Origin of the sequence: Paraburkholderia sartisoli (genome assembly GCF_900107685.1) — a bacterium.
In the GTDB taxonomy this organism is placed as follows: domain Bacteria; phylum Pseudomonadota; class Gammaproteobacteria; order Burkholderiales; family Burkholderiaceae; genus Paraburkholderia; species Paraburkholderia sartisoli.
This window is the reverse complement of sequence record NZ_FNRQ01000004.1, coordinates 245,115-269,000: the sequence shown is the minus strand read 5'-3', so window position 1 is coordinate 269,000 and position 23,886 is coordinate 245,115. Positions and strand designations below refer to the sequence as shown.

The 23,886-nt window shown below is 63.3% G+C and carries 19 protein-coding genes; 18 read left to right on the top strand and 1 reads right to left on the bottom strand.

The window, feature by feature from the left end; all coding sequences use genetic code 11:
* The first annotated feature begins 206 nt into the window (after window positions 1–206).
* The 12 genes from BLV45_RS15075 to BLV45_RS15015 all read left to right on the top strand — a co-directional run bounded on the left by BLV45_RS15075 (window position 207) and on the right by BLV45_RS15015 (window position 12,034).
* The gene (locus tag BLV45_RS15075) at window positions 207–1,697 is read left to right on the top strand and encodes a PTS galactitol transporter subunit IIC (protein WP_245753287.1); all 1,491 of its coding nucleotides are present in this window, start codon (window positions 207–209) and stop codon (window positions 1,695–1,697) included.
* Window positions 1,698–1,770: 73 nt separating this feature from the next.
* The gene (locus BLV45_RS15070) at window positions 1,771–2,232 is read left to right on the top strand and encodes a PTS sugar transporter subunit IIA (protein ID WP_090534363.1); all 462 of its coding nucleotides are present in this window, start codon (window positions 1,771–1,773) and stop codon (window positions 2,230–2,232) included.
* A gap of 15 nt (window positions 2,233–2,247) precedes the next feature.
* Window positions 2,248–2,535 (top strand): PTS sugar transporter subunit IIB, encoded by a 288-nt coding sequence (locus tag BLV45_RS15065; RefSeq protein ID WP_090534361.1) that lies wholly within the window; start codon window positions 2,248–2,250, stop codon window positions 2,533–2,535.
* Window positions 2,536–2,772: 237 nt separating this feature from the next.
* Window positions 2,773–2,997, top strand: a complete 225-nt coding sequence (locus BLV45_RS27565; RefSeq protein ID WP_090534358.1) for a hypothetical protein — start codon at window positions 2,773–2,775, stop codon at window positions 2,995–2,997.
* Window positions 2,998–3,037: 40 nt separating this feature from the next.
* On the top strand, window positions 3,038–3,316 hold the full coding sequence (locus BLV45_RS15050) for a YtcA family lipoprotein (protein ID WP_090534356.1): 279 nt from the start codon (window positions 3,038–3,040) through the stop codon (window positions 3,314–3,316).
* Between the two features lie 30 nt (window positions 3,317–3,346).
* Window positions 3,347–4,429, top strand: coding sequence for a multidrug transporter subunit MdtN (gene mdtN / locus BLV45_RS15045; protein ID WP_090534354.1), 1,083 nt, complete (start codon window positions 3,347–3,349; stop codon window positions 4,427–4,429).
* The gene (locus BLV45_RS15040; protein WP_090534352.1) at window positions 4,426–6,600 is read left to right on the top strand and encodes an FUSC family protein; all 2,175 of its coding nucleotides are present in this window, start codon (window positions 4,426–4,428) and stop codon (window positions 6,598–6,600) included. The genes mdtN and BLV45_RS15040 overlap by 4 nt, the downstream gene beginning before the upstream one ends.
* Before the next feature lie 6 nt (window positions 6,601–6,606).
* On the top strand, window positions 6,607–8,148 hold the full coding sequence (locus BLV45_RS15035; RefSeq protein WP_090534350.1) for an MdtP family multidrug efflux transporter outer membrane subunit: 1,542 nt from the start codon (window positions 6,607–6,609) through the stop codon (window positions 8,146–8,148).
* 131 nt (window positions 8,149–8,279) lie between these two features.
* Entirely contained in the window at window positions 8,280–8,780 is a 501-nt protein-coding gene (locus BLV45_RS15030) for a MucR family transcriptional regulator (protein WP_090534348.1), read from the top strand.
* Between the two features lie 294 nt (window positions 8,781–9,074).
* Window positions 9,075–9,671, top strand: a complete 597-nt coding sequence (locus BLV45_RS15025; protein ID WP_245753285.1) for a helix-turn-helix domain-containing protein — start codon at window positions 9,075–9,077, stop codon at window positions 9,669–9,671.
* A 2-nt stretch (window positions 9,672–9,673) separates the two neighbouring features.
* Window positions 9,674–10,072 carry a DUF3331 domain-containing protein gene (locus tag BLV45_RS15020; RefSeq protein WP_090534344.1) on the top strand — a complete coding sequence of 133 codons (399 nt, stop codon included), beginning with the start codon at window positions 9,674–9,676 and terminating at the stop codon, window positions 10,070–10,072.
* A 234-nt stretch (window positions 10,073–10,306) separates the two neighbouring features.
* A complete protein-coding gene (locus tag BLV45_RS15015) occupies window positions 10,307–12,034 on the top strand; it encodes a helix-turn-helix transcriptional regulator (RefSeq protein WP_090534342.1) in 1,728 nt (575 codons plus the stop codon).
* Here BLV45_RS15015 and BLV45_RS15010 read toward each other — a convergent pair.
* Entirely contained in the window at window positions 12,005–12,295 is a 291-nt protein-coding gene (locus BLV45_RS15010) for an ATP-binding protein (RefSeq protein WP_090534340.1), read from the bottom strand. The two genes, BLV45_RS15015 and BLV45_RS15010, sit on opposite strands and share 30 nt — an antisense overlap.
* Before the next feature lie 323 nt (window positions 12,296–12,618).
* Here BLV45_RS15010 and BLV45_RS15005 point away from each other — a divergent pair, with 323 nt between their 5' ends.
* The 6 genes from BLV45_RS15005 (at window position 12,619) to BLV45_RS14980 (ending at window position 23,883) form a co-directional block, all read left to right on the top strand.
* Entirely contained in the window at window positions 12,619–15,711 is a 3,093-nt protein-coding gene (locus BLV45_RS15005; RefSeq protein WP_090534337.1) for an ATP-binding protein, read from the top strand.
* 108 nt (window positions 15,712–15,819) lie between these two features.
* On the top strand, window positions 15,820–17,625 hold the full coding sequence (locus tag BLV45_RS15000) for a thiamine pyrophosphate-dependent enzyme (RefSeq protein ID WP_245753283.1): 1,806 nt from the start codon (window positions 15,820–15,822) through the stop codon (window positions 17,623–17,625).
* A gap of 449 nt (window positions 17,626–18,074) precedes the next feature.
* Window positions 18,075–20,306 carry a phospholipase C/P1 nuclease family protein gene (locus BLV45_RS14995; protein ID WP_090534333.1) on the top strand — a complete coding sequence of 744 codons (2,232 nt, stop codon included), beginning with the start codon at window positions 18,075–18,077 and terminating at the stop codon, window positions 20,304–20,306.
* Between the two features lie 531 nt (window positions 20,307–20,837).
* A complete protein-coding gene (locus tag BLV45_RS14990; RefSeq protein WP_090534331.1) occupies window positions 20,838–22,109 on the top strand; it encodes an ABC transporter substrate-binding protein in 1,272 nt (423 codons plus the stop codon).
* Between the two features lie 95 nt (window positions 22,110–22,204).
* Window positions 22,205–23,083 (top strand): carbohydrate ABC transporter permease, encoded by an 879-nt coding sequence (locus BLV45_RS14985; protein WP_090534328.1) that lies wholly within the window; start codon window positions 22,205–22,207, stop codon window positions 23,081–23,083.
* Complete coding sequence (locus BLV45_RS14980; protein WP_090534326.1) at window positions 23,071–23,883, top strand: carbohydrate ABC transporter permease; 813 nt, start codon at window positions 23,071–23,073, stop codon at window positions 23,881–23,883. The genes BLV45_RS14985 and BLV45_RS14980 overlap by 13 nt, the downstream gene beginning before the upstream one ends.
* Window positions 23,884–23,886 lie beyond the last annotated feature (3 nt).

Genomic DNA, 23,886 nt, shown 5'->3' with positions numbered 1-23,886 from the left:
TTCGCTTGCGTGGCCCGACGTGGCATCAACCCGCTAACCCACGCTTCGGGCAACAGAAGGTCATGTCCCCGCTCGTTCCTCGCTCCGGCATCGGGACTAACCCTGGATGCGAACTTTTTCAGCCTCGACTGCTTGTGTCCGAAGCGGACAAAGGGATATCGTAAGAAACAAATGTACATAACACGTCGCGAAAAATAATTTGACCCATGCCCGACTGGTTTGACCGTTCAGGGACGGCCACAGGCAAAAATGGAGGAGATGAGAGCATGTACGCAATCCTGACTGGAGTAAAAGCGGCAATAGACGCCTTGGGTCCAACAGTACTGATGCCCATCGTGATCTTCTTCATTGCGGTCGTCCTGGGCGCGAAGCTGGGCAAAGCTTTTCGCGCGGCCGTCACCATTGGCGTGGCTTTCATCGGTATCAACCTGGTGCTTGGCCTGATGTTCACGTCCATTGGGCAGGTGGCACAGGCTATCGTGACCAACACCGGCATCAAGCGCGACATCATCGATGTGGGCTGGCCTTCGGCTGCTGCAATCGCATTTGGCTCCTCAGTTGGACTGTGGGTCATTCCGGTCGGCATTCTGGTGAATATCGTCTTTCTGCTGATGCGCTGGACACGCACGCTGAATGTGGACGTGTGGAATTTCTGGCACTTCGCCTTCGTCGGTTCGCTGGTGGTTGCGGCAACCGACAATCTTGCCTATGGCATTGCCGTCGCGGCGATCGTCGCGGCGCTTTCGCTGCTTTTCGCGGACTGGTCGGCTCGCGCGGTGCAGCAGTTTTACGGCGTGCCGGGCATTTCCGTTCCGCACCTTGCTTCGGCGCAGATCCTGCCCATTGCGATTGTGCTGAACTGGGTCATGGATCGCATTCCGGGCGTCAAGAAGATCAACATCAGCACTGAAACCATCGAGCGTCGCTTCGGCGTTTTCGGGGAGCCGGTTGTGCTCGGTCTGATCCTTGGGCTTGTGCTCGGCCTGATCGCCTTCTACAACGCCGGCAAACTGGAAGTCGTACTCGCCAAGGTACTCAGCACGGGCATGACACTTGCCGCGGTCATGCTGCTCCTGCCGCGAATGGTGAAAATCCTGATGGAAGGCCTGCTGCCCGTTTCCGATGCAGCACAGGCGTTCGTTCGCAAGCGCACGGGTGATCGCGAATTGCTCGTCGGGCTCGATTCGGCAATTCTGATTGGCCATCCTGCAGCCATTTCATCGTCGCTGATTCTGGTGCCGATCGCCATCATCCTGTCGATCATCCTGCCCGGCAATCATGTGATCCTGTTTGCCGATCTCGCGGTGATTCCCTTTATCGTCGCATTGACTGCACCGCTCCTGAAGGGCAATGTTTTCCGCATGGTCGTGGTCGGCACGGTGACGCTTGCCATCGGCTTCTATGTCGCGAATGCACTGGCGCCGCTCTTCACGCACGCAGCGGTGGCGTCGGGTTTCAAACTGCCGGCAGGCGCGTTGCAGATCACTTCGGTGGTCGACGGTTTCCTGTGGGTGCCTTATGTCGTTATCAAGGCTGTTCAATGGCTCGGCGTTGCCGGTATTGTTCTTCTTGTTCTGGTCGTTGCCGCTCTTTTCTGGTTATACCGACGCAATACGGCCGGCTGGGAACGGGCTGCAGGCGCTGAGGACGAGCAGCTGGAACAGGTTGATGCGCAGTCGGAACAGACTGCTGCGTGATGGCCCGTCGTGCTGCCGCAGGTGTTGACGATGAATATGTATCCTGCGGCAAGGATCATTCAAGGAGAGTGCGGTGGTAAATAGCCTGATGGCGATTCTCGAGCCGGACGCGATCGTGCTTCAGAGCGAAGCGAAGACAAACGAAGAGATCGTCCTCATACTTGCCCGGGAACTCGAACGGCTTGGCTATGTGAAGCCGGGTTTTGCCAATGCCGTGATAGAGCGCGAACGGTCGTTGCCAACCGGGCTGAAAATGGAAGGCGAGGGCAATGTCGCTGTTCCACATACCGATCCTTGTCATGTTCTTAAGGCCGGGGTCGCGATGGCGACGCTAAAGAATTCTATTACGTTCGCCAATATGGAAGATCCCGAGGAGAGCGTTAGCGTCGATGTCGTTTTTCTGCTCGCGATTAACGACAAAGACAGGCAGATTGAGACCTTGCAGACGATTATCGCGACTATTCAGGACGCGTCCGCGATAAGGGCTTTGAAGTGCGCCAGGACGCTGGAAGAAGTCAAATTGGTGTTTGGATAATGGAGCAGAACGAAAATGGCCAGGATCAAGACGATTCTATTTGCGTGCGGCACCGGTGTTGCGACGTCTACGGTAGTGAATGCGGCGGTGACGGAAGAAATGAAAAAGAGGGGATTAACCTTCAACGCCCAGCAGGCTAAAGCGACGGAGGTTCCGTCTCTTGCCGACAATGTCGACTTCATTGTATCAACGACGCCGATCTCTGGTTCAGTGACTAAGCCAGTGATCAAAGGACTTGCCTTTCTCACTGGCATTGGTAAGGACAAGGTTCTCGACGAGATCGAGGCGGCGCTGCGAAAGTAGCTTGATGGTGTGTCCGGCCTTGCGTTCGCTGTCTTTTCTTGTGAAAAACGAGGGGAGGCAAGCGGATTTCTTTCGATGAAGCCGGACAGATCAGGCGTGGCGACCTCGCTGGTCGACCCTTGCGTGATGTATTGACCCGGCAAAACCTGCGCAGGTTAAGTAGCTAAAGCGAATTCGCGCTTTGCTACCTCAAACTCCGTACAGCTCTGTACAAGATCGCCGACCGTGACGGTAGGTATGTCACGGTATCTCCGACGGGCACGCGTTCCTTCCGATATTTCCTTTCGATATAACGCGCCGGTTCGCGCGATTTCGATACGTTACCGTGCGAATCCTAAAGCACGCCCGGACGAGCCGCGCCACCATGGTGGCAGCTGGTCCGAAGCCGCCGGCACGAAGGCGGTGATGGACGGGCGCGGCAGCGCGCTGATCGATCTCGCGAAAGTGAACCTGACGCGCTGAACCGTGTTGCTTGATTGCCTGCCATCAAGGGGAGACGGCGATGTCGAGTGGTTTGCGCCCTGGGCGCCATGCATGGGCGATCCTGATCTCGTGCGCGACCCTGACTGCCTGTAGCGCCGCACCGTCGGTCGGCGTGCTGGGCGCGTATTTTCCAGACTGGCTGTTCTGCATCGCGGGCGGCGTGCTGCTGGTCGCGTGCGTGCATGTGCTGCTCTCGCGCAGCGGCCGCGGCGCCTGGCTCGCACCGCCCGCGATCGTCTACCCGGCGCTGACGGTGCTGTTTTCAGTCGCGCTTTGGGTAGCGGGCTTCAACCTTTAACCCCTTTAACCTTCAACCGACCGTGTGACCATGACCGCTGCCCACAGCACGGACGCAGGAAAGCAGCGCCCGCGAACCTGGCCCGCCTTGCTGCTGATCGTGCTGGCCGTGATCGCGATCATTGCCGTGGTCTGGCGCGTGGATACAGCACCGCGCACCGACGACGCCTATGCGTACGCCGACACGATCGGCGTCTCGCCTGAAGTCAGTGGCAAGATCGTGACGCTGGCGGTGCGCAACAACCAGGCGGTGAAGCAGGGCGATCTGCTGTTCGAGATCGACCCGCGGCCATATCAGTTTGCGTTGCAGCGTGCAGAGGCGGCGCTCGCGCAACTCGATGCGCAGATTCCGCTGACCCAGCGCACCGTCAATGCGCAGGGATTCAGCGCCGACGCGGCAAAGTCGGCGGTCGTGCGCGCGCAGGCCGCAGCGAAGCAGGCGCAGGACACGCTCGCGAGAACGGAGCCGCTGGTCGCGAAGGGCTACATCTCCGCCGAAGACCTGGACCGCGCGCGCACCGCGGAACGCGCCGCGCTGGCCGAGCTCGCGGCCGTGCAATCGCGTGCCCGCGAGGCGCAGGCGGCGGTCAGCAGCGTCGCCGCGCTCGTCGCGCAGCGCGCGGTGCTGCTCGCCGAAATCGCGACGGCGCAACTCAACCTCGAATATGCGACCGTGCGCGCACCGTTCGACGGCCGCGTCGTCGAGCTGCGCACGTCCGTCGGGCAATTCGTGTCCGCGCAAAAACCCGTCTTCACGCTGATCGACACGCGGCACTGGTACGTGATCGCCAATTTCCGCGAGAACGAGCTCGGCAACATCCGGCCCGGCACCCGCGCGACCGTATACCTGATGAGCAACACCCATATCCGTTTCAGCGGCTCGGTCGACTCGATCGGCTTCGGTGTCGATCCGCAGGACGGCGGAGGCACCGCGAACGGTCTGCCGAACATCCAGCGCAGCATCAACTGGGTACACGTCGCGCAGCGCTTTCCGGTGAAGATCCAGGTCGATCATCCTGATCCGCAACTGTTCCGGATCGGTACGTCCGCCGTCGCCGTGCTGCGGCCCGAACGTCGCGACAACCGCGCGACGCCCAATGGAGCGCCGTCATGAGCGGGCTCGACGGCGTCGGGCGCCGTCTCGCATGGCCGCGGCCGCTTGCGGAGCTCGCAGCCTTCCTGCGCGACGAGCTCGCCGCGTTTCCGGGGCGCGGCAACGTGACGATGCGCTGCGTGCTCGGCAGCGCGATCGTGATCGTCGTGTCGATGACCTTGCAGGTACCCGAGCTGGCGTTGTCGTTGATGGTGGTGTTCTTCGTCACGCAGTCGAACATCGTGCTGACCCGCGTGGTCGCATTGAATCTCGTGATCGGCACGACGTGCGCGATCGCCTGCACGATCGGTCTCTACGCACTGACGTTCGACTATCCGCTGTTGCGCATCATCGTCGCGAGTGCCATCTTTTTTTGCAGCACCTATCTGATGCGGGCCGTGACGAAGTTCGGGCTCGTTTTCTTTCTCGTCTCGCTGATCGTGATTTACGCGCAGAGCTTTGGCGACCTGACCGACAACGCAGAAGCACTGGTGCGAAACTGTCTGTGGGTGTGGTCGGCGGTCAACTACGCCGTTGCGTTGTCGCTGGTCATCAACACGCTGTTTCTGCCGGCCGTTCCGGAGCGGCAGCTGCGTGCCGCGATGCAACGGCAAGTCGCGACGGTGCATGCGCGGCTCGCCGCCGTGATCGACGCGCATGCGCCGGCCGTGCAGATCGGCTCGCTCGATCTCGAGCGGGGCGCGCTGTCGTTGCAGAAGCTGTTGCGCTTCTCGACAATGCGTCACCGCTACAGCAAGGAGGACGAGTCGGCGATGCTGGCCTGCGTGACCGCGGTATCGCGCATCTTCGAGGCTGCGGCGGTGCTGCCGGGCGATGCCGTCGCGCACGGCGCCGGGCAGATCGATGCCATCCGCGCAGTGCGGGACGAACTCGGGTCGCTCGGCCACGCGCTTGGCGACGACGCGCAATGGCTGCACTGGAGCGCATCGCGCCAGGCGCCGGTATCGACGTCGATACCGGCCCTCGACGCGATCCAGCGCGCGCTCAACGCGCTCGCCGATGCGACGCGGAGCCCCGCGCCGACGCCGCCGGACGATGTGGTCGCCGGCGGCGCAGCGGCGGGATCGGAGAAAGCGGCGAAAGCGGCGGCGCGCTCTGCGCTGCTCGAACCGGACGTCTTCGCGAATCCGCGCTACGCACGCTTTTCGCTGCGTACGCTGCTGTCGGTACTGATCCGCTACGTGTTCTACAACGCGGTGAACTGGCCGGGCATCCACACGATCATGCTGACATGTCTCGTGGTCGCGCTGCCGAGCCTTGGTGCGTCGAACCGCCATGGCGTGCTGCGGATCGGCGGCGCACTGGTTGGCAGCGCGCTGGCGCTGTTCATGGTCGCGTTCGTGATTCCGCAACTGGAGAGCGTGGCGGGGCTGCTGCTGATGAGCCTGCCCGTGATCGCGCTCGGTGCCTGGGTGTCGGCGGGTTCAGAGCGGATCAGCTATGCCGGGATCCAGATCATGTTTACGTTTGCGCTGGCGTTGCTCGAATCGTTCTCGCCGCCTTCCGGTCTCACCGAAATCCGCGACCGGATCGTCGGCATCCTGCTCGGCGTCGGCGTGGCAACCTTCATCCAGATGTCGATGTGGCCAGAAGGCGAAGCCGATGCGCTGCGCGCGCAACTGGCCTCGGTGCTGCGCGAGATCGCGGCGCTGGCGCGCCTCGAGGCAAGGGCGGTGCTCACCGGCCTGCGCGCGGCGGATTCGCCGGCGGTGGTCGCAACGTGGGCCATGCTCGCGGACTGCGAGACGATGCTGGCGCGCGTCTCGCTCGAACCCGACTGGCGCGAGGGCGAGACCGCGCGGATTACGCTGCTGTCGCAGACGGTGCTCGCGCAGAGCCGTGCGGCGCTCATCGCGATCGAAGCGTTTCACCACGCGGCGATGACCGGGGCGTCAGCGGGCGCGTCAATGGAGCGCGCAGGGAAGTTCCAGTCGGATGTCGCGGATGCGCTGGAGCGATACGCGTCACAGCTCGCTACCGAGCCACCGGCCGCGACGACTCCGGCGCGGCTCGACCTGGGTGGACTGCGCGCCGCGCCGGCAGGGGCAGCGGGCACGGCATTCGAGGAAGCGCTTGAACGGCACGCGCAACGGATCGATGCGGCGCTCGCCGGGTTGCCGCGCTGGCTGGCCGGCGAGCATGGATCCGGCGAATTCGCGAGTGCGGGGTGATCTGCGATGACGCGCTTCGCCTGCATCCTGCGCCGCTTGCCGCGCTTACTGGTCACACGACCGGCCACACGACCGGCTGCACGACTGGCCGTGTACTGGCTCGCGTCTCTCGTGCTGCCGTTGCTTGCCTCGTGCGCGCTCATTCACCACGACAGTCCGCCCGCCGCGCTGATCGCGCCACAGCAGATCCGCCTCGCCGACGACATCCATCTCGCGAACGAAGGCTGGCCGTCGGCGCGCTGGTGGGAGCAGTATCGCGATCCGCAGCTCGATACGCTCGTCGACCTGGCGCTCGCCCATGCGCCGACGCTCGCCATTGCGCGCGAGCACGTCTCGCAGGCCCACGCGCAGGTCGAACTGATTCGCGCGGGGTCCGGTCTGCAGATGTCCGCGCTGGCCGATGCCGATCGCGAGCGGGTCTCGGGTCACGGTTTCCTCAGCGCGTATGCGTCGCACGATCCGGCGATCGGCGCGGATGGGCCCTGGTACTGGACCGCGCTGGTGGGCGTCGGCGCTCACTACGACATCGACATCTGGGGCAAGCAGCGTGACCTCGTGCGCGCGGCGCTCGGCGAGCAGAACGCGCGGCGCGCGGAGGCGGCGCAGGCCGAGCTCGAGTTGTCGGCCGGCGTCGCGCAGCTCTACTACAGCATCCAGATCACCTACGCGAGCCTCGATCTGTTGCGGCAGCTTCGCGAAGTGCGCGCGTTCGAGCTCGACACGCGCTCGGCACGGCACGAACGTGGCCTCGAAGCGCTGACCCAGACCGCTGGCGCGCGCGCGCAGTTGCTCGCGGTCGACCAGCAGATCGCGTCGACCGAAGAGCAGGTCGTCCACGCGCGCGAGGCACTGCGCGCGCTGGCGGGCGTCGGTCCCGGCGACCTGCCGGCGATCGCGCCGGTGCCGCTGCCGGCGCCAGCGGCTTCGCTGCCCTCGACGCTGTCGTACGAGCTGCTCGCGCGGCGCCCGGATCTGCAGGCGATGCGCTGGCTGGTACAGGCGTCGTTCGACAGGATCGATGCTGCGAAAGCGGCGTTCTATCCGAGTTTCGATATCACCGCGTTCTTCGGTTTCAACGCGCTGCGAATGCGCGACCTGTTCTTGCATTCGAGCCAGCAGATCAACCTCATTCCTGGCCTCTCGCTGCCGATCTTCGACGGCGGCCGCCTGAACGCGAACCTGCACGGCGCGCGCACGGCCAGCAACACGCTGATCGAGCAGTACGACCAGGCGGTGCTCGATGCGGTGCGCGACGTCGCGCAGAGCGGCAGCGAGATCGACGACCTCGACCATCGCGTGCATCTGCAGCGCGACCGGATCGACGCGTTGCGCTTCGCGAGCGACAGTGCCGAGGCGAGCTACCAGACCGGCCTCGGCGACAGGATGAGCGCGATGCAGGCGAAGGCGCCGGTCATCGAAGGGCACCTCGGGCTCGTGCAGCTTACCGGCGACGAGATCGAGGCGGGCATCGTGCTGACCAGGGCGCTCGGTGGCGGCTATCGCAGCGACGACCTGCCGGGGGACCCGGCAGGCACGAAGGTGCGCTAAACGGCGAGCGCGCCGGGTCCGTTGCTGCTGCCGGTGGTCCGTGCGAGCGTGACGCCCCCCGTTCGGGGGATTGATCGCCCTGTCTGCCGACCCTGACGTGACCAATGCGCCGCCTGCCAGGGAGCCGAGTCATGAAGAATCATGATGCTTCGGGCGTTCGCACGCCCCGTCGTGCGACGTTGCTGTTCCCCCACGGAACGGTCGGGTCGTCGACGCGGGGCGTGACGGAGGACATCGATCTGATCGGGCTCACCGCCGCAATCGTGGCGAGCTTCGTGTCGTGTAATTCGTTGCCGGTGGCCGATCTGCCGGCGTTCATCTCGAGCACCTACGCCGCGCTGGCCGCATTGCGCACGGCGTCGGCACCGGCTACGCAGCAGCGGGCCGCGGTGCCGATCGAGGAATCGTTGCACGATGACTATCTCGTCTGTCTCGAAGACGGACGCAAGCTGAAGTCGCTCAAGCGCTACCTGCAGCGCCACTTCGCGATGACCCCCGACGAATACCGCGCGAAGTGGGGTCTGCCCGCTGACTACCCGATGGTCGCGCCGGCCTATTCCGCGCTGCGCTCGTCGATCGCGAAGCGCCATCCCGCGGGCGCCATCAAGCCGCGTCGCGGCAACCCGGGCTGAGCGCACGAACGAGGGACACCGCGCCCGGCACGCTCACCCGACGAGGGGATGTCGCGCCGCCGCCAGACTGCGCAAGATGGGGGCCGTCGAGATCTGCCCCACGAAGCCGTCCGGCTTTCGGCACGGGCACGTCGCCGGCATCGACAGCAACCATCCTGCATGGGATCGGAGCAAGTGCTCTGCATGGGCCCTGGTAGCGCGCCATGGAGCAAGCGCCAAGGCGCTCACTCCAGCCGGCACGCGAACGCTGGTCGGCAACTGAAGCGCTCACTCCGGCCGACAGCGAAGGCGCACATGATCACGCAGACATCGAATACAGCGCGCGGCAACGAGGCGGCAGGCTTCGCCGCCGACAATGGGATGGCGGTCGACGATCCGGACGTGCCGGTCGAGAAAGACGCTTTCGGCCAGTTGTACGCGGACAGCCTCTGCGACGCGATGGCCGCGCGCCTGCTCGCCCGCGCCGCCGAACGCATGCCGCCGACCGCGCAGCGCGCGGCGTCGCTGCCGAAATGGCGTCTGCAGCGCGCGCTCGACTTCATCGAAGCGAATCTCGCGCAGCCGATCGGGCTTGCCGACGTCGCAGCAAGCGCTGGTCTCACCCGCATGCATTTCGCCGCGCAGTTCCGCTCGACGACCGGCTATTCGCCGCACGCGTATCTGCTGCGGCGCAGGATCGGGCATGCCCAGATGCTGCTGCGCTCGTCGGCACTCAGCGTGCTCGACGTCGCGCTCAGTTGTGGCTTCGGGTCGCATGCGCACTTCACGACCGTCTTCGGGCGGATGGTCGGCGAGCCGCCCATCCGCTGGCGGACCCGCGTGCGCGGCGAGGGGGCGATCGTGGAGCCGGCCGTGCCTGCTACCGCGCATCGCGGCGACGCCGGAGCGTGATCATGCGGGCCAAACTGGCGGATGACGAATGCTGGCGCGCCGCGCTGCGCCTGCTCGACGGCGGCTCGTGCGAGTGCGCCACGAGCCGCCCGGCGCCGCGCCGCGAAGCAGCAGCGGTACCTGTCGCACAAGCCAGCGCGCGCCACGAACACGTGGTGCATGTGGTCGAGCGCGTGTCGGCGGGGAGCGTGGTCGTGTGCTGGTGCGACGCTACGTCCTGCCGTTACGGCGATCAGGTGTGGAAGGTGGGTATCGCGAAGCGGCGTGGTCGGTGTGCGCTGTCGGATGCGCCGATCAGCGCCGGCGACGCGATCTATCGTCCGCGCCCGGGGCGGCCGCGTCCCGTCAACGCGGCCGCGATGATGCTGGCGTCCGAGGTCGAGCGCGTGTCGCCCGGCTGATGACTGGCTGCATTACAAATCCCGGTATCGATCGCTTTCGTTTCGGTTGCGACGCCGGCAACACCGGGGGCAAGACCGCGCTAGACCGCGCAAGACCGCGCAAGACCGGGTGACAACGCATCCTTTACCAAAAAAGAACCGAATCATCACGCTTTTCCGGACGGTCATGTCTAGTCTGGATGACACTGTGTTCGTCAAGCGATTGCGACGATCGGGTGTCTGACGGAGCGTGGAATGAACGAGGCGTTTGTCTACGAAATTGATCAGGACGCGGGGCATCGTCTTCCCTGCGCGGCGCCGCCGACGACGCATGAAGTTCTCGCGATGCGGGGGCTTCACGTCACGCCGCCCGCGCCGGTGTACGTTCACGAGGTTCTGTCGTCGGGGCGCGCCGGCCGGGAACGGCCGGCGGCGAGCGTGGCGCGCATCCACCTGCACCTGGCGCGCGCGTGGCAGATGCTGATCCGGCTCCGGGGCGCCGAAGCGCTACTGATCGCGCAGCGGATTGAACGGCAGATCGGCCCGTTGCCGGGGCCGGTCGCGCTCGCGGTGCGCTGTGAGATCGCGGCCGTGCGGGCTGCGGCGCTCGTGCTGCAGGACGACGCGGGGGCGGCATTGGCCGCTGCGCTTTGCGCACTGCGGCTCGACGCCGCAACGCCCACCGCGCATGTCGCGCTGACGGTGTGTCGCTGCGTGTACTGGCGCCTCGGCGATCCCGATAGTTTCTACGCGGTGGAACGCCGCGAGCCTGGCGGGCAGCGGGGCCGGCTGCACGCGGTCACCACGATGTTCGACCTTGCGTTCGACGCCGCGATCGAGTTCGGTCAGATGCATTTCAACGCTGCGCGTTTGCTGGCCGACGACGCCCTCGACATCGCGCGCCGCTGCGGCGCCGGCCCGGCGGCGATCGACGCGCTGCCCGCCTGCGTGATGGCGCAGGTGCTGTACGAGGAGGGCAGCATCGACGAGAGCGAGGCGCTGGTCGCGGCACGGCTGCCGGGAATCCGGCAGGGCGGCACGATCGAAGGCGCGCTGCGCGGCTACGGACTGCTCGCCCGCATCGCCGCGAACCGGCGGCAACCGGGTCAAGGGCTCTTGCTGCTGGCCGAGGCGGATGTGCTCGGGACGAAGCGCAACTGGCCGCGGCTGCGCGCCGCCAGCCTCGCGCAGCAGGTCGAGATGCACGTGGCCGCGGATCGCATCGACCAGGCGGCGCTCTGCGCACAACGGCTTGCCGTGCTGGACGGGCAATGCGGCGCGGCGAGCAGCAGCGCGCGCTTCGAGATCGCGCGCTACCGCGTGCTCGCGCAGGCGCGGCTCGCGCTCGCGCAGGCGCATTCCGGAGCATCCGCGCAGGCACCCGCCGCGGTCGATCTCGCGGCGCTGCGGCAGCTCCACTGCGATACCGTTCTGAGACGCGATCGATACGGCGCGGTGACGATTGCGCTGTTGCTGGTCGAAGCGTTGCTGGTCACCGGGCTGCGCGATGAAGCGGTCGAGGCGCTCGTCACGCTGCTGAAGCAGGCGGCTTCGGCGGGACTGCATCAGACGCTCATCGACTGCAGCGAGCGCGTTGCGAAGCTGATCGACGGGATCGTGCGGGGTTCGATCGTGCCCGTCGTCGACGTCCGCGAACTGTTGCCCTTCGCAGGCGCATTGATATTGCGACGCCGACGTGCCGCGGCTGACGTGCAACCAGGGCGCGATACGGTGCGGGACACAGCGCGATCCGTAGCCGCCATGGGCCTCAGCGAACGTGAACGCGCGATCATCGGGCTGATGGGTGGCGGGCTGACCAACAAGCAGATCGCGGTCCGGCTGGGCATCGCGCCCGAGACCGTGAAGTCGCACGTAAAGCATCTGTACGCGAAGCTGTCGGTGAGGAACCGGATCGAAGCGGTGACGCTGGCGAGCCGTCTGGGTCTCATCCGGCTATCTGGATGTGTACACGCGGGCGACTAGCCTGTTTCGAACGTGATGACCCGACGGTAGCGTCGCGGCGAGCGAGTCCGGGAACCGGTTGACGACCGTCGTCTTGCCGATGCCCGGTTCGCCCGCCACGAATACGATGCGCGATGCGCGATGGCGAGCCTCGTCGAACAGCGTCTTCAACCGGTCCCGTTGCGGCCTGCGGCCGACGAACGAGCCGTGGCAGTGCCTGTCCGCGCTCGCGCGCCGAGGCTGATAGCGCCACGCGTTCAGAATCGGCTGACGAATGGGCATTGCAGTGGCGCCGTGTCGCGACGATGTGTTTCACATCGTTGGTTGTCGCGATTTTATACTGCGGATAACCGGCTGCAACATGAGGCTTGCGACCGCGTTGACCATCCCGGTGCTCCAGCCGTTCACGACCGGCACGCGGCACGAGTGGCGCCCGAAAATAAAACGCCTCGGATCGTCACCAGCCCTGCCCGGGCCAGGCCGCTCAATGATGGTTGTATTGGTCTCCAGTTATGAGATTGTAATTATGCGGGCAGTTGTACAGATCAATAGCGATCAGACAGTCGCAATGTGAGCCTCATAGAGGCGTGAGGAGCAAGGTTGGCATGAAGGCGCGATCGAGCATGCTCTCTTCGGTCAGTTTCGCGGGCTTTCGTCTGGATACGGCGAACGAGTGCCTTTGGCGGCTGGATTCCGACACGACGCCCGAGCGGATAGACCTGACGCGCAAGACCTTCGGCGTTTTGCGGTTTTTGATCGAGAATCGCGGTGCGCTGATTACCCATGACGCGTTGCTCGAAGCGGTGTGGCCCAACGTGCATGTGCAGCCCGAAGTCGTGAAGGCCCACATACAAACGATCCGGGCACGGCTTGGCGATAGCGTGCAACACCCTCGCTACATCGAAACGCTGCGCGGACGCGGCTATCGTTTCGTCGCGCCGGTGGAGGCTCCGGCAACGGAATCCCTGCCGGTCGCGGGCGAGGAGCGCTTCGGTCGCTTTGTCGGGCGCACGGGCGAACTGCAGCAACTGGGTGCCGCCATGGACCGGGCCAGATCCGGAAACAGCCAGGTCGTGATGGTTGCCGGTGAGCCAGGCATCGGCAAGACAGCGTTGCTCAAGCAGTTCGTTGCCGCCCAAAGGTTCGAACATGATGACGTGTGGGTTGCTGAAGGGCGTTGTGTCGAGGGCTATGGCGGCACGGAGCCGTTTTATCCGGTTCTGCAGGCGCTCGGGCAACTTTGCCAGGGAACCGGCGGCGGCGAGGTCGTGAAAGCGCTGGTGACGCTGGCGCCCACGTGGGCATGGCAGCTTCCGGGCCAGGTGGCGAGTCATGTGCGCGAGTCCCTGCATCGGCAAATTTCCGGCGGGTCGCGCGAACGCATGCTGCGGGAGATCAGCGGCTTGCTGAGCTTGCTGACGCAGACGCAACCGCTGCTTCTGATATTCGAAGACCTTCATTGGGCCGACTATTCAACCATCGATTTGCTGGCGGTGATTGCGCGCCAGCCGGCAGCTCTGCGCCTGATGGTCGTCGCCACTTACCGGCCGGACGAGGCGGCACGGGCCGAACACCCCATCGAGCAATTGCATCACGAGCTTTCGTTAAGGGGGCTATGCCGGGATCTGGCGCTTGGCCCAATGCCTCGCGACGCGGTCGTTGCATGGCTGACAGACCGCGATCATGGCGACCCTGCCGGGGAAGAACTGTCTTACCTCATCGCACAACGTTGCGGCGGCAATCCGCTGTTCATGCGGGCGATTCTCGCAGATCTCGTGGAGCGCAACATGCTCCGCAAGACGGCGACCGGCTGGCGGCCCCTGGTGCCATTGGGGACGATCGGCGAGACAGCGCCACACACGATAACCCAGGCGCTCGAGAATCGAATCCGGCGCTTCCCCGCCGACGAACGGAATCTGCTTGAAGCCGCTAGCGTTGCAGGGCTCTCTTTTTCATCCGCGACCGTGGCCGGCGCCGCGGGTCTGTCTACGGAGCAGTTCGACGATCTGTGCGAGACACTGGCACGCAATCAGCGCCTGATTCAACGTTGCGGAGTGAAACGCTTACCGGACGGGGGAGCGGTCGCCATGTTCTGTTTCGACCATGCTCTCATTCGCCACGCGTTCTATGGACGTCAAGGACTGACTCGCCGTTCCCGTTTGCATCGGCAAATCGCGGAGCGGCTCGAGGCGATCTATGCCCGCGACCAGAGAGCGGAGGTGGCATACGAGCTCGGACAACATTTCGCTGACGCGAGAGACTGGCTCAAGGCAGTCGACTATCTGCGCATTGCGCTGCAAACCGCAAAGGTTCGCTTTGCGTATCGCGAGGCGCAGTCGATTCTCGACTTTGCCGCTTCACTCACCGCAAAGTTGCCGGCTGACTTGCGTCCGCTTAAAAGCTTTGAGTTTGCCGAGGCACGCGCGTCGCTTTACGCTGCGGCGCATGATCCACGCGCCGGGGCCGCCTGGGTCGAGCTCGAGCAACAGGCACGCACGATTGGCCGGCTCGACGCGCAATTGCGCGCGATGCTGGGCCTCGCCTATGTCTTGAGCTGGAGCGACAGGCAACGTTGCATTGAGGTGCTAAACGAAGCGCTTGTGCTCAGTGCGTCGCATCCCGACATGCGTGTCAGTGCGCTGGTCCGCGTGAGTGCATACGTACGGCGTATCTGGACCAACGGCTGGTCGCATGCCGATCTGACCGAGTGCGAGACTGCGATTCGTGCATTGCGCGAGACGGGGGATCCATTGCTGATCGCCCGGGCGAACATGGAATACGCGATGCTGTGCATCATTTCCACCCGGTATCGCGAAGCGCTCGGCACTGTGCGGGCGAATTACCAGATCCTTTTTGAGCATGCGGTGGAACATCCCGGCTTCGACCTCGCGAGGGCGACGTGGATGCTCCGGCTGGGCACGCCGTGGGCCCAGCTTTTCCTTGGCGAGCCAGGCGAGGCGCTGGAATCGTTCGACCAGGGCATGACTTCGTTCCGCGAGAACGGCGACTATTTTGCGGCCCGCACACTCGAGGTCTACAGAGGTTGGTTGCTCGTACACACGATGGACTACGAGCCAGTCATTGAAATGTACGAACGGCTCGTCCCGGCTTCGACCGATCAGGCGGTCGAGGCCGACCCCGGCGCACTGCTGCCCGTGCAACACCGTGCGTGCATCGTGCTCGCGGGCCTCGCGTACATAGGTTTGGAGGACGGCGTACGCGCCGCGTCGCTGTTTGCCGAAGCGCGACGGCAGATGGACGCCACGCCCGTCATGTTCGACTGGTACTGGCGACTGGCAACCGGATGGGGCACCTCCGAGGCAGCGATGATGACGGGCGACCATCGCACCGCCCGATCGTGCGCCAGGGCGTTCCTGAAGCTCGCCCTCGCAACCGAAGACCGGACGTGGCAGGCGCTCGCCTGGGAAGTCGTTGCGCGCGAGGCGCTCGCGAGCGGCGATCCGGCCATTGCACTCGACCATATCAACTCCGCGTTCGCGGCTACCGCGGGATTCGAAACCCCGCTGGCGGACTGGCGGCTTCACCGCACGGCGGCAGCGATTCACGAGGCCCGCGGTGATGCCGGACAGGCGGATGTACAACAGCGCCTTTTCACTTCGACGCTCGGGCGGCTGTCGAATTCCTTGCCGCGCGGCGCTCATATCGGCCGACGTCTGCTCGCTCTGTCAACGAGCTGATACATGCTTCAAGCGTGAGGCATGGGGGAGCCATCGCGGCGCCGATCCCCCCTCAGGGTGATATCGGGCAACAGGGAGTCCATGCAAGATAAGTGAATCGTCCCGCCGATGGAATCTGCGCGACCGGCAGAGACGAACTCCGGGCCTGCGGTTCACAACGGCGACGGATCATTTCTTGTATCGGGCGCCTTCAGGAGAGCCGACATGAGCAAAAAAGTTGCCGAAATCATTGTGGACACGCTCGCCTCGGCTGGCGTCAGGCATTGCTACGGGATCGTGGGTGACACGCTGAATCTCATCGCTCACCACATCAACGAGAGCGACATCGAGTGGGTCCATGTGCGCCATGAGGAGGCGGGTGCGTTCGCCGCCGAAGCCGAAGCCATGTTGACCGGCAACCTCACGGCCGTTGCGGGAAGCTGCGGCCCTGGCAGCCTTCACTTCATCAACGGCCTGGTGGACGCCAACCGCAACCGGGCACCGGTTGTCCTGATCGCAACCCAGGTGGCGAGCGAGGAACTCGGCTTTAACTTTCCGCAGGAAGTCGACTTCAAGGCGATCTACGGATCGTGCAGCGTGTTCTGCGACATGATCATTACGCCGGAGCAGGCGCGGCGCAAAACCGTGATTGCCTGTCAGACCGCCATTGCAAAGGGTGGCGTCGCCGTGCTGATCGTTCCGGTCGACATCGCCCATGCTGATGCGAGCGATAACGTCCCGTATTCGGTCCACACGAATGTGCCCGTGGTCCGGCCGAGCGACGCAGATCTCGACCGTGTCGCCGAAATCCTCAATTCAGGAGAGAAGATCGCCATCTATGGCGGTTCGGGATGCCGTGGCGCCCACGCCGAAATCCTTGCCGTAGCCGAGCGGCTCAAGGCACCGATTGCGCACACGTCCCGCGCAAAAGACGCGCTGGAACATGACAACCCGTACAACGTCGGCATGACCGGCATTATCGGCGGCGAAGCGGGCTATCTGGCGGTATCCGAATGCGAGACCTTGCTGCTGCTGGGCGCCGATTTCGCATGGCGGCAGTTCTACCCGGAGAAGGCCAGAATCGTTCAGATCGACATGGCACCCGACCATCTCGGCCGGCGGCATCCGGTGACGTTAGGGCTGGTTGGAGATATCAAGTCCACGATGGAGGCGTTGTTGCCGCGCCTTGAACCGCGCACGTCAACCGGGTTCCGCGACAAGCTCGTCGAGCGGCATGCCCGCGCGGTGGAAACCCACCGGTCCAGGGCCGTCGCGTCGGACCGCGGAACGATTCCACCTATCTATCTGACCGAGCTGCTCAACCGGCACGCCGCGAGCGATGCACTCTTCTGCGCCGACGACGGGACGCCCACTGTCTGGCTTTACCGCCATATTGAAACTAACGGAAAACGCCGGGTGTTTTCGAGCCTGCTCCACGGCACGATGGCGGCGGCCCTGCCGATGTCAATGGGGCTGCAGAAGTGCCAGCCGGGACGCCAGGTGATTTCCATGTCCGGCGACGGAGGTCTCGCCATGCTGTTCGGCGAGCTCATGACGCTCGTGCAGGAGAAGCTGCCCGTCAAGGTGGTCGTGTTCGACAACGGCAAGCTGGGATTTATCGACATCGAGCAGAAGTCAGAAGGCATGCTCCCGCTTTATACGGGCCTGCAAAACCCGGACTTCGGCAAGGTCGCCGAGGCGATCGGAATGTGGGGGCGCACGGTGGCGAAAGCCGATGAACTCGAAGATGCCGTCGTTACGTGGTTGAACGAGCCTGGCCCCGCACTTCTGAACGTCAAGGTCGACACGATGACGCTCGTGATGCCGCCGAAGATCGAGTGGGGGGCTGCGTACGGAATGGTCCTGTATTCCGCGAAGGCCATGCTGCAGGGACAATCCGCCGATGTGTTCGCGATGATCCGCGAAAATTTATAGGGTTTGCCGGGTTAAGGGGGGCTGTAAAAGACATTTGGGAACAGATCGTCGTCTGCGGCCCAGGTACAACCTGCTGGCGGCGACCCGGCGACTGGCAGAATGCCGGCGTACGGAGCCAGTTGCACGAATTGCTGCTGGCCTCATGGATAACACGCCTTGCGACTGCCGTTACGTGGACCACCGGTCGTTTTTCGCGCCCGTGAACTTACCCGCTGCTGATGCTAACCGGCGTATAGATCGCGAGCTTTAGTGCGGTGTCTTCGCAGCCGGTAATCTTTCCGCTTCGTTCAGTTTTCGCTGGAAGATAAAACGCCCATGCCTGCAACGGGGTTCGCAAATCTGTCACATGACTCGTACAACCTTGGATGCGAAAGCGCTGAGCCGACAGTTTCCCGACTGGCGACGCCCGGCTTACGGCCACTCCCGGTCGAACTCCCCAAGGTGACGAGATGAGCCCACTGTCCGCACAGCAGAACTTCCAGAGTCTCTCATTGAAGGATTTGCTCGAAGCCAGAGACTTGTATCACTGGCATCTGTCCAACAAGGCGAACGTCGTAGGCACTGCTGTCGGGCTGTACCTGATCCGGAAAAATGACCCATGGCCCCGTGACCGTGCGGCATCCGATGAGAGCAGCTCGCCTCGCGGGAAGGGCATCCGGACATTCGACAACTCCGAAGTGCGCCCGTATTCGTGGCCCGCAGTCATCGTGCTCGTACGGGACTGGGTGGATGCGACGGAATTCGGTCATGGCAAGCTCGACCCGGACCACATGGTGCCGCGCACGCTTTATATGCCGGACGGCCGCGCAGTTCCCGTCTGCGTGGTTGCGGTGCAGGTGACCGAGGCGTCGAGCGCGGCCCCGGCAGATACCCGCTGGCCCTCGACTTATATCGGCGGCGGATGTCCGCTGCTTGCGCAGGCGCAGGGCGTCGAACGGTCGGCAAGCGTGGGATGTCTCGTCACGGATGGCCATACAACGTATGCGCTCACGAACCGACACGTTTGCGGTGAACCCGGCAGTCCTGTCAAGGCGCGACTGCGTGGTGCAGTCGCTGAAGTTGGCATCGCGTCTGAGCGGCAGCTGACGCGTGAACCGTTCACTTCAGTCTTTCCGGCGTTTCCCGGGAGCCGCAGTTATCTCACGCTTGATATCGGTCTGGTCGAAGTCCACGACGTCAACAACTGGTCGAGCCAGCCCTTTGGAATCAAAGGCAAACCGGGTGAAATCGCGGACCTGAACGAACTGAGCCTGAGCCTTCAGTTTATCGACCAGCCCGTGACGGCATTCGGCAGTGCTTCCGGATTGCTCGAAGGCACGATCAAGACGCTCTTCTATCGACACAAATCGCTGGCGGGCTACGACTACGTTTCACAGTTTCTCATCGCTCCGGCAGTGGGCTCGACGCAAACCCAGGCGGGCGACTCGGGCACGGTGTGGTATCTGAAGTCGGGCGACGCAGAAAATCCCACGCTGCATCCGTTGGCGGTGGAATGGGGCGGCCAGTCGCTTCTCGACGGCGACCGGCCTCTGAACTACGCGCTGGCCACGGGGCTCAGCACCGCTTGCCAACTGCTTGACGTCGACCTGGTTCGGGACCACAACACGGGCGCCAATCCCTACTGGGGGCAAACAGGTCATTACAGCATCGCGACCGCTGCGATTGAGTCCGTGGAAAATGGGCCCTTGCATGACTTCCTTAAGGCGAACATCGAGCGCATCAGCTTTCGCCCGGATGAACTGACGCCGGAGCAGATTCGAGAAAAACTGGCCAACGGCGAATTCGTCGAGCTGGCTGATGTGCCGGACCTTGTGTGGAAGAAAACGTCGGCCCGCGTGCCTGGTGGACGGGACTATGCGCAGAACGCCGGCCCGGAGCATCCCAACCACTACGCCGACATTGACCAGCCCGATACAGACGGTAAGACCCTGCGCGATGTCACGTTAAGCAGTATCGAAAACATGAGTGTTGCCGTGTGGTCGAAATGGTATGCGGATGAGGGACAGACGAATAGCCGCTCAGAGGGCCTGCTGCCGTTTCGCGTGTGGCAGATCTTCGACGAAATGGTCCGACAGCTCAAGGCGCGAGACGATACCCGATTCCTCTGCGCAGCAGGCGTGCTAGCCCACTACGTTGGGGATGCCTGTCAGCCGCTTCATGGTTCATATCATTCGGATGGGTACAGGGATGCCCCGGATGCTACAGGCAAAAAGTGGCCCGGCAAGGGCGTTCATTCGACCTATGAAGACAAGATGGTGGACCGGCATTCGGCTGACCTGCTGCCGCAAATTCTTCCGCAAGCGCGGGAATTCAAGGGGGCGATTCCTGCTATTGCTGATGGGCGAGATGCGGCGTTCGCCACGGTGACGCTGATGGGTCAGGCGGCGGACATTCTTCCTCCGGCGACGCTCATCGACGAATACATCCGACTCGGTGGCGGCAGTTCCGCGAGCGTGGTCGACGGTCTGTGGAATGCCTTCGGAACTGATACAGCAAAGCTGATGGGAGCCGGCGCCCGGTACCTTGCGGCCATGTGGGAGGCCGCATTCGCAAAAGCAGATACGTCACTGCCAGCGGGCGCTCGCGAAATACCGGAAACAGATTTGGCCAAGGTGTATCAGGACAAGGATTATGTGCCCTCGGTGACGTTGGACAAGATTGCTTCGTTGCTTTTGCTTTGAAAGACGCGCCCGGATGCGCGCGGCCAGTTCGCGCGCGATAGCGATGGCCAGGAGACTGACGGGCTTGCCGTGCTCTGTCAGCGGGTGGAATCGCGACGACCAGCGGAGGACTGACCAGGCCTCTGCCTGTCGAAAGCCTCCAATGTTCACAAGTGGGTACCATCGCCACTTTCGCTTTGGACGCGGCTGAGTGCGTCCGTCGGGTTTTCTTCGTCATCTTCAAGATTCTTTTGTCGGCATTATCGCTGGCTCAGGCCCCGAGCGCTCCACTTATCCGACTGTCCAGATTTGCGCGGCCGCCTCGCCAACGAGTTCCCCGCCTGAAACGTGGCAGTCCGTCCAAACCCAGCCAGCATCGACACAAAATTTTGCGCTGCACACAAAAACTGAGCAAAAAGTATAGAAGAGCTGCTCCGTTTTGGCGTGGATGACACAGTAAACCGCGTGTTAACTTACGTACGCTATCTACCGGAATGCGTATAACACCCGGCGATAACAACTATTCGAATCAAAACCTATCAGGAGACAGCAGTGAACAGGTTCCACTATTCCGCACTGTGCGCGCTGCTTGGCGCGACCCTGCCTGTCGCGTCTTTCGCACAATCGTGCAGTGTCCCCGTCATCAAGGTGCTGGCGCAGAAGAGCCTCGGCCTCACGGTGATGGAGAAATCCCTGCCAGACTACGAAAAGAAGAGCGGCACGAAGATCGAGATAAGCTACTTCGGCGAAAACGACCGGCGCGCGAAATCACGCCTCGATGCGTCGACCGGCGCTGGCTCGTATCAGGTCTACTACGTCGACGAAGCGAATGTGTCCGAATTCGCGACCGCCGGCTGGATCGTGCCGTTGCTCAAGTATTACCCGAAGGAGGCCGACTACGACGACTTCCTGCCGGGCCGCCGCGCTGTAGCCAGCTACAAGGGGGTAGCCTATTTCGCGCCGCTGATCGGTGGGTCCGACTTCCTGTTCTACCGCCGCGACATCCTCGAGAAAGCGCACATGCCGGTGCCGCGTACGCTTGACGAGCTGGTTGCGGACATCAAAAAGCTGAACGCGCCGCCGAACCTGTACGGCTGGGTAGCGCGCGGTCAGCGCGGCTCCGGTATGAACGTCTGGCGCTGGGCGCCGTTCATGCTCGCAGAAGGCGGGACGTGGACGAACAAGGACCAGCAGCCAGCATTCAATTCGCCGGCCGCCGTGAAGGCCACCCAACTGTACACAGAGCTCTTCAAATATGCGCCGCCGGGCTCGGCCACCTATGACTGGAGCAATGCACTCGAAGCGTTCCGCTCCGGCAAGGTGGCGTTCATGATCGAGTCGACGCCGTTTGCCGACTGGATGGAGGATCCGACCAAGTCGAGCGTTGCCGGTAAGGTTGGCTATGCGCGGCCGCCCGCACCGTTGCCCTCCGCTGCCTATGGTCACGGTCTGGCGATTTCAGCGGTCGGTGCGAAGGATGAATGCACTCGCCAGGCCGCTGGCAAATTCATCGCATGGGCGACCAGCAAGGAGCAGGAGCAGGCACGCCTGCGAGACAACGTGTTCAGCGACTACAACCGCACCAGCACGGTCGAGAGCGAGTACTTCCAGAAGCACGTGAAGCCGCAGATCCTCGCGGGGCTTAAGGATACGACGCCAGTATCAAAGGTCACGTTCTGGCCGAGCCCGCAATGGCCCGATATTGGCGACAACCTCGGCGTCTCGCTCGAAGAAATTTTTACTGGCACGCAAAAGGATATCCCTGGTGCGTTGAATGACTCCGTCCAGTATGCACAGGACGCCATGGAGCATGCGCGCAAGTAACGAAACGGGCTGTGGCCGCCGTGGCGGGCGCAGCGCCCTGTTACAGGCGGGAGCTGCTGTGCGCGCTCCCGGATCGATGGCTGTTGGAGTGCCGAATGTTCAATCGTGGAAAGACCAGCCTGCCGTTCGTGTTTCTGGTGCCACCGCTCGTCGTGATGGCGGTACTGGGCTTCGTGCCGACGGTCGCGGCAATCAACCTTGCGCTCAAGAACCGCGTGCTTCGGTATCCGGACAGCGAGTACGTGTGGTTTCGCAATTTCGTACGCCTCACGGCCGACCGGCGCTTTATCAACTCGATCGAGGTCTCCGCGATCTGGGAGATTGTCACGGTCCTGGGCGCCGTCGCGATCGGCGTCGCGATCGCGATCTACCTGTTCGAGAACGTACATGGCCGGCTTCGCAACGCGATCGGCGTGTTGCTGATCACACCGGTCCTGCTGCCGCGCGTGTCGGCGGCGTTCATCTGGAAGTTCATGTATTCGCCGCTGACGGGCATCCTCAGCTGGTTGCTCGGCCTTTTCGGCATGACCAACACCGCGTTTCTTTCCGATCCGGGGCTTGCGCTCTATGCGGTCGCACTGGTCGACGTCTGGCAATGGGGACTCTTCTTCTCGGTGGTGGTTCTGAAATTGCTCGAAACGCTGCCGCCGGAGCCACTGGAAGCGGCACGGCTTGATTACGCGAAGACCTGGCAAGTGTATGCATACATCGCGTTGCCGATGCTCAAGGCGCCGATCATGAGCCTCGTGTTCATCAAGATGGTCGAATCGCTGCGTTCGTTCGACCTGATTTACGTGATGACCAAGGGCGGCCCGGGTGTCGCCACGGAAACGCTGGACATGTATGCGTATTCGCAGGGCATCGGCTTGTCGGGAAAGGTTTCGTACGCCTCGAGCATGGCCGTTCTGATGATGCTCGCGACGACCGTGATCTTCACCTTTATCTGGAAGCGGGTGAACAAATGGGAAGACTGATCTCCCGCGGCACGGTCCTGCTGTTCGCCATCGCGCTCGCGCTGGTGGCGATTTTCCCGATCTTCTGGGCCGTCCTCAATTCGCTGAAGAACCTGCTCGACATCGTCACCCCGACGCCACGTTTCTTCTTCACCCCGACGCTCGACAACTACCGGCAGGTCATCTCGAGCCCGGAAGTGCTGATTGCACTGGAGAACAGTTCGGTCATCGTCGGCACGGCGGTCGTGCTGGGCACGGTGCTGGGCGTGCCGGCCGCATACGTGATTGCGCGCTTCCATGTGCCGGCCAAGCGCGACATCCAGTTCTTCCTGTTGTCGTTGCGCTTCCTGCCGCCGGTTGCGATCGCGATTCCACTGATCGCGATCTGGGTCGCCCTCGGTCTGTACGACACGCGGTTCTCGATGATCGTCACGTACCTGCTGACGACGCTGTCGACCATCACCTGGCTCTCGATTCCGGTGTTCCAGCGCATGCCGCGCGAAATTGAAGAAGCGGCCACGCTGGACGGCTACGGACCTTACGAGGTGTTCTGGCGCATCGCTTTGCCAACCTGCGGCAGCACGCTGATGGGCGGCGTCATCTTCAGCTTCGTGCTGGTCTGGAACGAACTGATGATCGGGCTTGCACTGACTTCGTCGCGCGGCGCGACCCTGCCAGTTGTGGCGTCCGCTTTCACGTCGCTAGGGCAGGAAGTGCCGTGGGGCGTGATTAACGCATCGACGGTGCTGCTTGCGCTGCCGCCGATTATTTTCGTGGGCGCGCTAAGCCGCCTGTTGAACTCAATGCTCAAGGGAAAGTGAGGA

Bases quoted from the DNA above. Each gene is read 5' to 3' on its own strand.
- BLV45_RS15075 (WP_245753287.1), top strand. From the start codon at position 207: ATGCCCGACTGGTTTGACCGTTCAGGGACGGCCACAGGCAAAAATGGA.
- BLV45_RS15065 (WP_090534361.1), top strand. From the start codon at position 2,248: ATGGCCAGGATCAAGACGATTCTATTTGCGTGCGGCACCGGTGTTGCG.
- BLV45_RS27565 (WP_090534358.1), top strand. From the start codon at position 2,773: ATGTCACGGTATCTCCGACGGGCACGCGTTCCTTCCGATATTTCCTTT.
- BLV45_RS15050 (WP_090534356.1), top strand. From the start codon at position 3,038: ATGTCGAGTGGTTTGCGCCCTGGGCGCCATGCATGGGCGATCCTGATC.
- mdtN (WP_090534354.1), top strand. From the start codon at position 3,347: ATGACCGCTGCCCACAGCACGGACGCAGGAAAGCAGCGCCCGCGAACC.
- BLV45_RS15040 (WP_090534352.1), top strand. From the start codon at position 4,426: ATGAGCGGGCTCGACGGCGTCGGGCGCCGTCTCGCATGGCCGCGGCCG.
- BLV45_RS15035 (WP_090534350.1), top strand. From the start codon at position 6,607: ATGACGCGCTTCGCCTGCATCCTGCGCCGCTTGCCGCGCTTACTGGTC.
- BLV45_RS15030 (WP_090534348.1), top strand. From the start codon at position 8,280: ATGAAGAATCATGATGCTTCGGGCGTTCGCACGCCCCGTCGTGCGACG.
- BLV45_RS15025 (WP_245753285.1), top strand. From the start codon at position 9,075: ATGATCACGCAGACATCGAATACAGCGCGCGGCAACGAGGCGGCAGGC.
- BLV45_RS15020 (WP_090534344.1), top strand. From the start codon at position 9,674: ATGCGGGCCAAACTGGCGGATGACGAATGCTGGCGCGCCGCGCTGCGC.
- BLV45_RS15015 (WP_090534342.1), top strand. From the start codon at position 10,307: ATGAACGAGGCGTTTGTCTACGAAATTGATCAGGACGCGGGGCATCGT.
- BLV45_RS15010 (WP_090534340.1), bottom strand. From the start codon at position 12,295: ATGCCCATTCGTCAGCCGATTCTGAACGCGTGGCGCTATCAGCCTCGG.
- BLV45_RS15005 (WP_090534337.1), top strand. From the start codon at position 12,619: ATGAAGGCGCGATCGAGCATGCTCTCTTCGGTCAGTTTCGCGGGCTTT.
- BLV45_RS15000 (WP_245753283.1), top strand. From the start codon at position 15,820: ATGGAATCTGCGCGACCGGCAGAGACGAACTCCGGGCCTGCGGTTCAC.
- BLV45_RS14995 (WP_090534333.1), top strand. From the start codon at position 18,075: ATGAGCCCACTGTCCGCACAGCAGAACTTCCAGAGTCTCTCATTGAAG.
- BLV45_RS14985 (WP_090534328.1), top strand. From the start codon at position 22,205: ATGTTCAATCGTGGAAAGACCAGCCTGCCGTTCGTGTTTCTGGTGCCA.
- BLV45_RS14980 (WP_090534326.1), top strand. From the start codon at position 23,071: ATGGGAAGACTGATCTCCCGCGGCACGGTCCTGCTGTTCGCCATCGCG.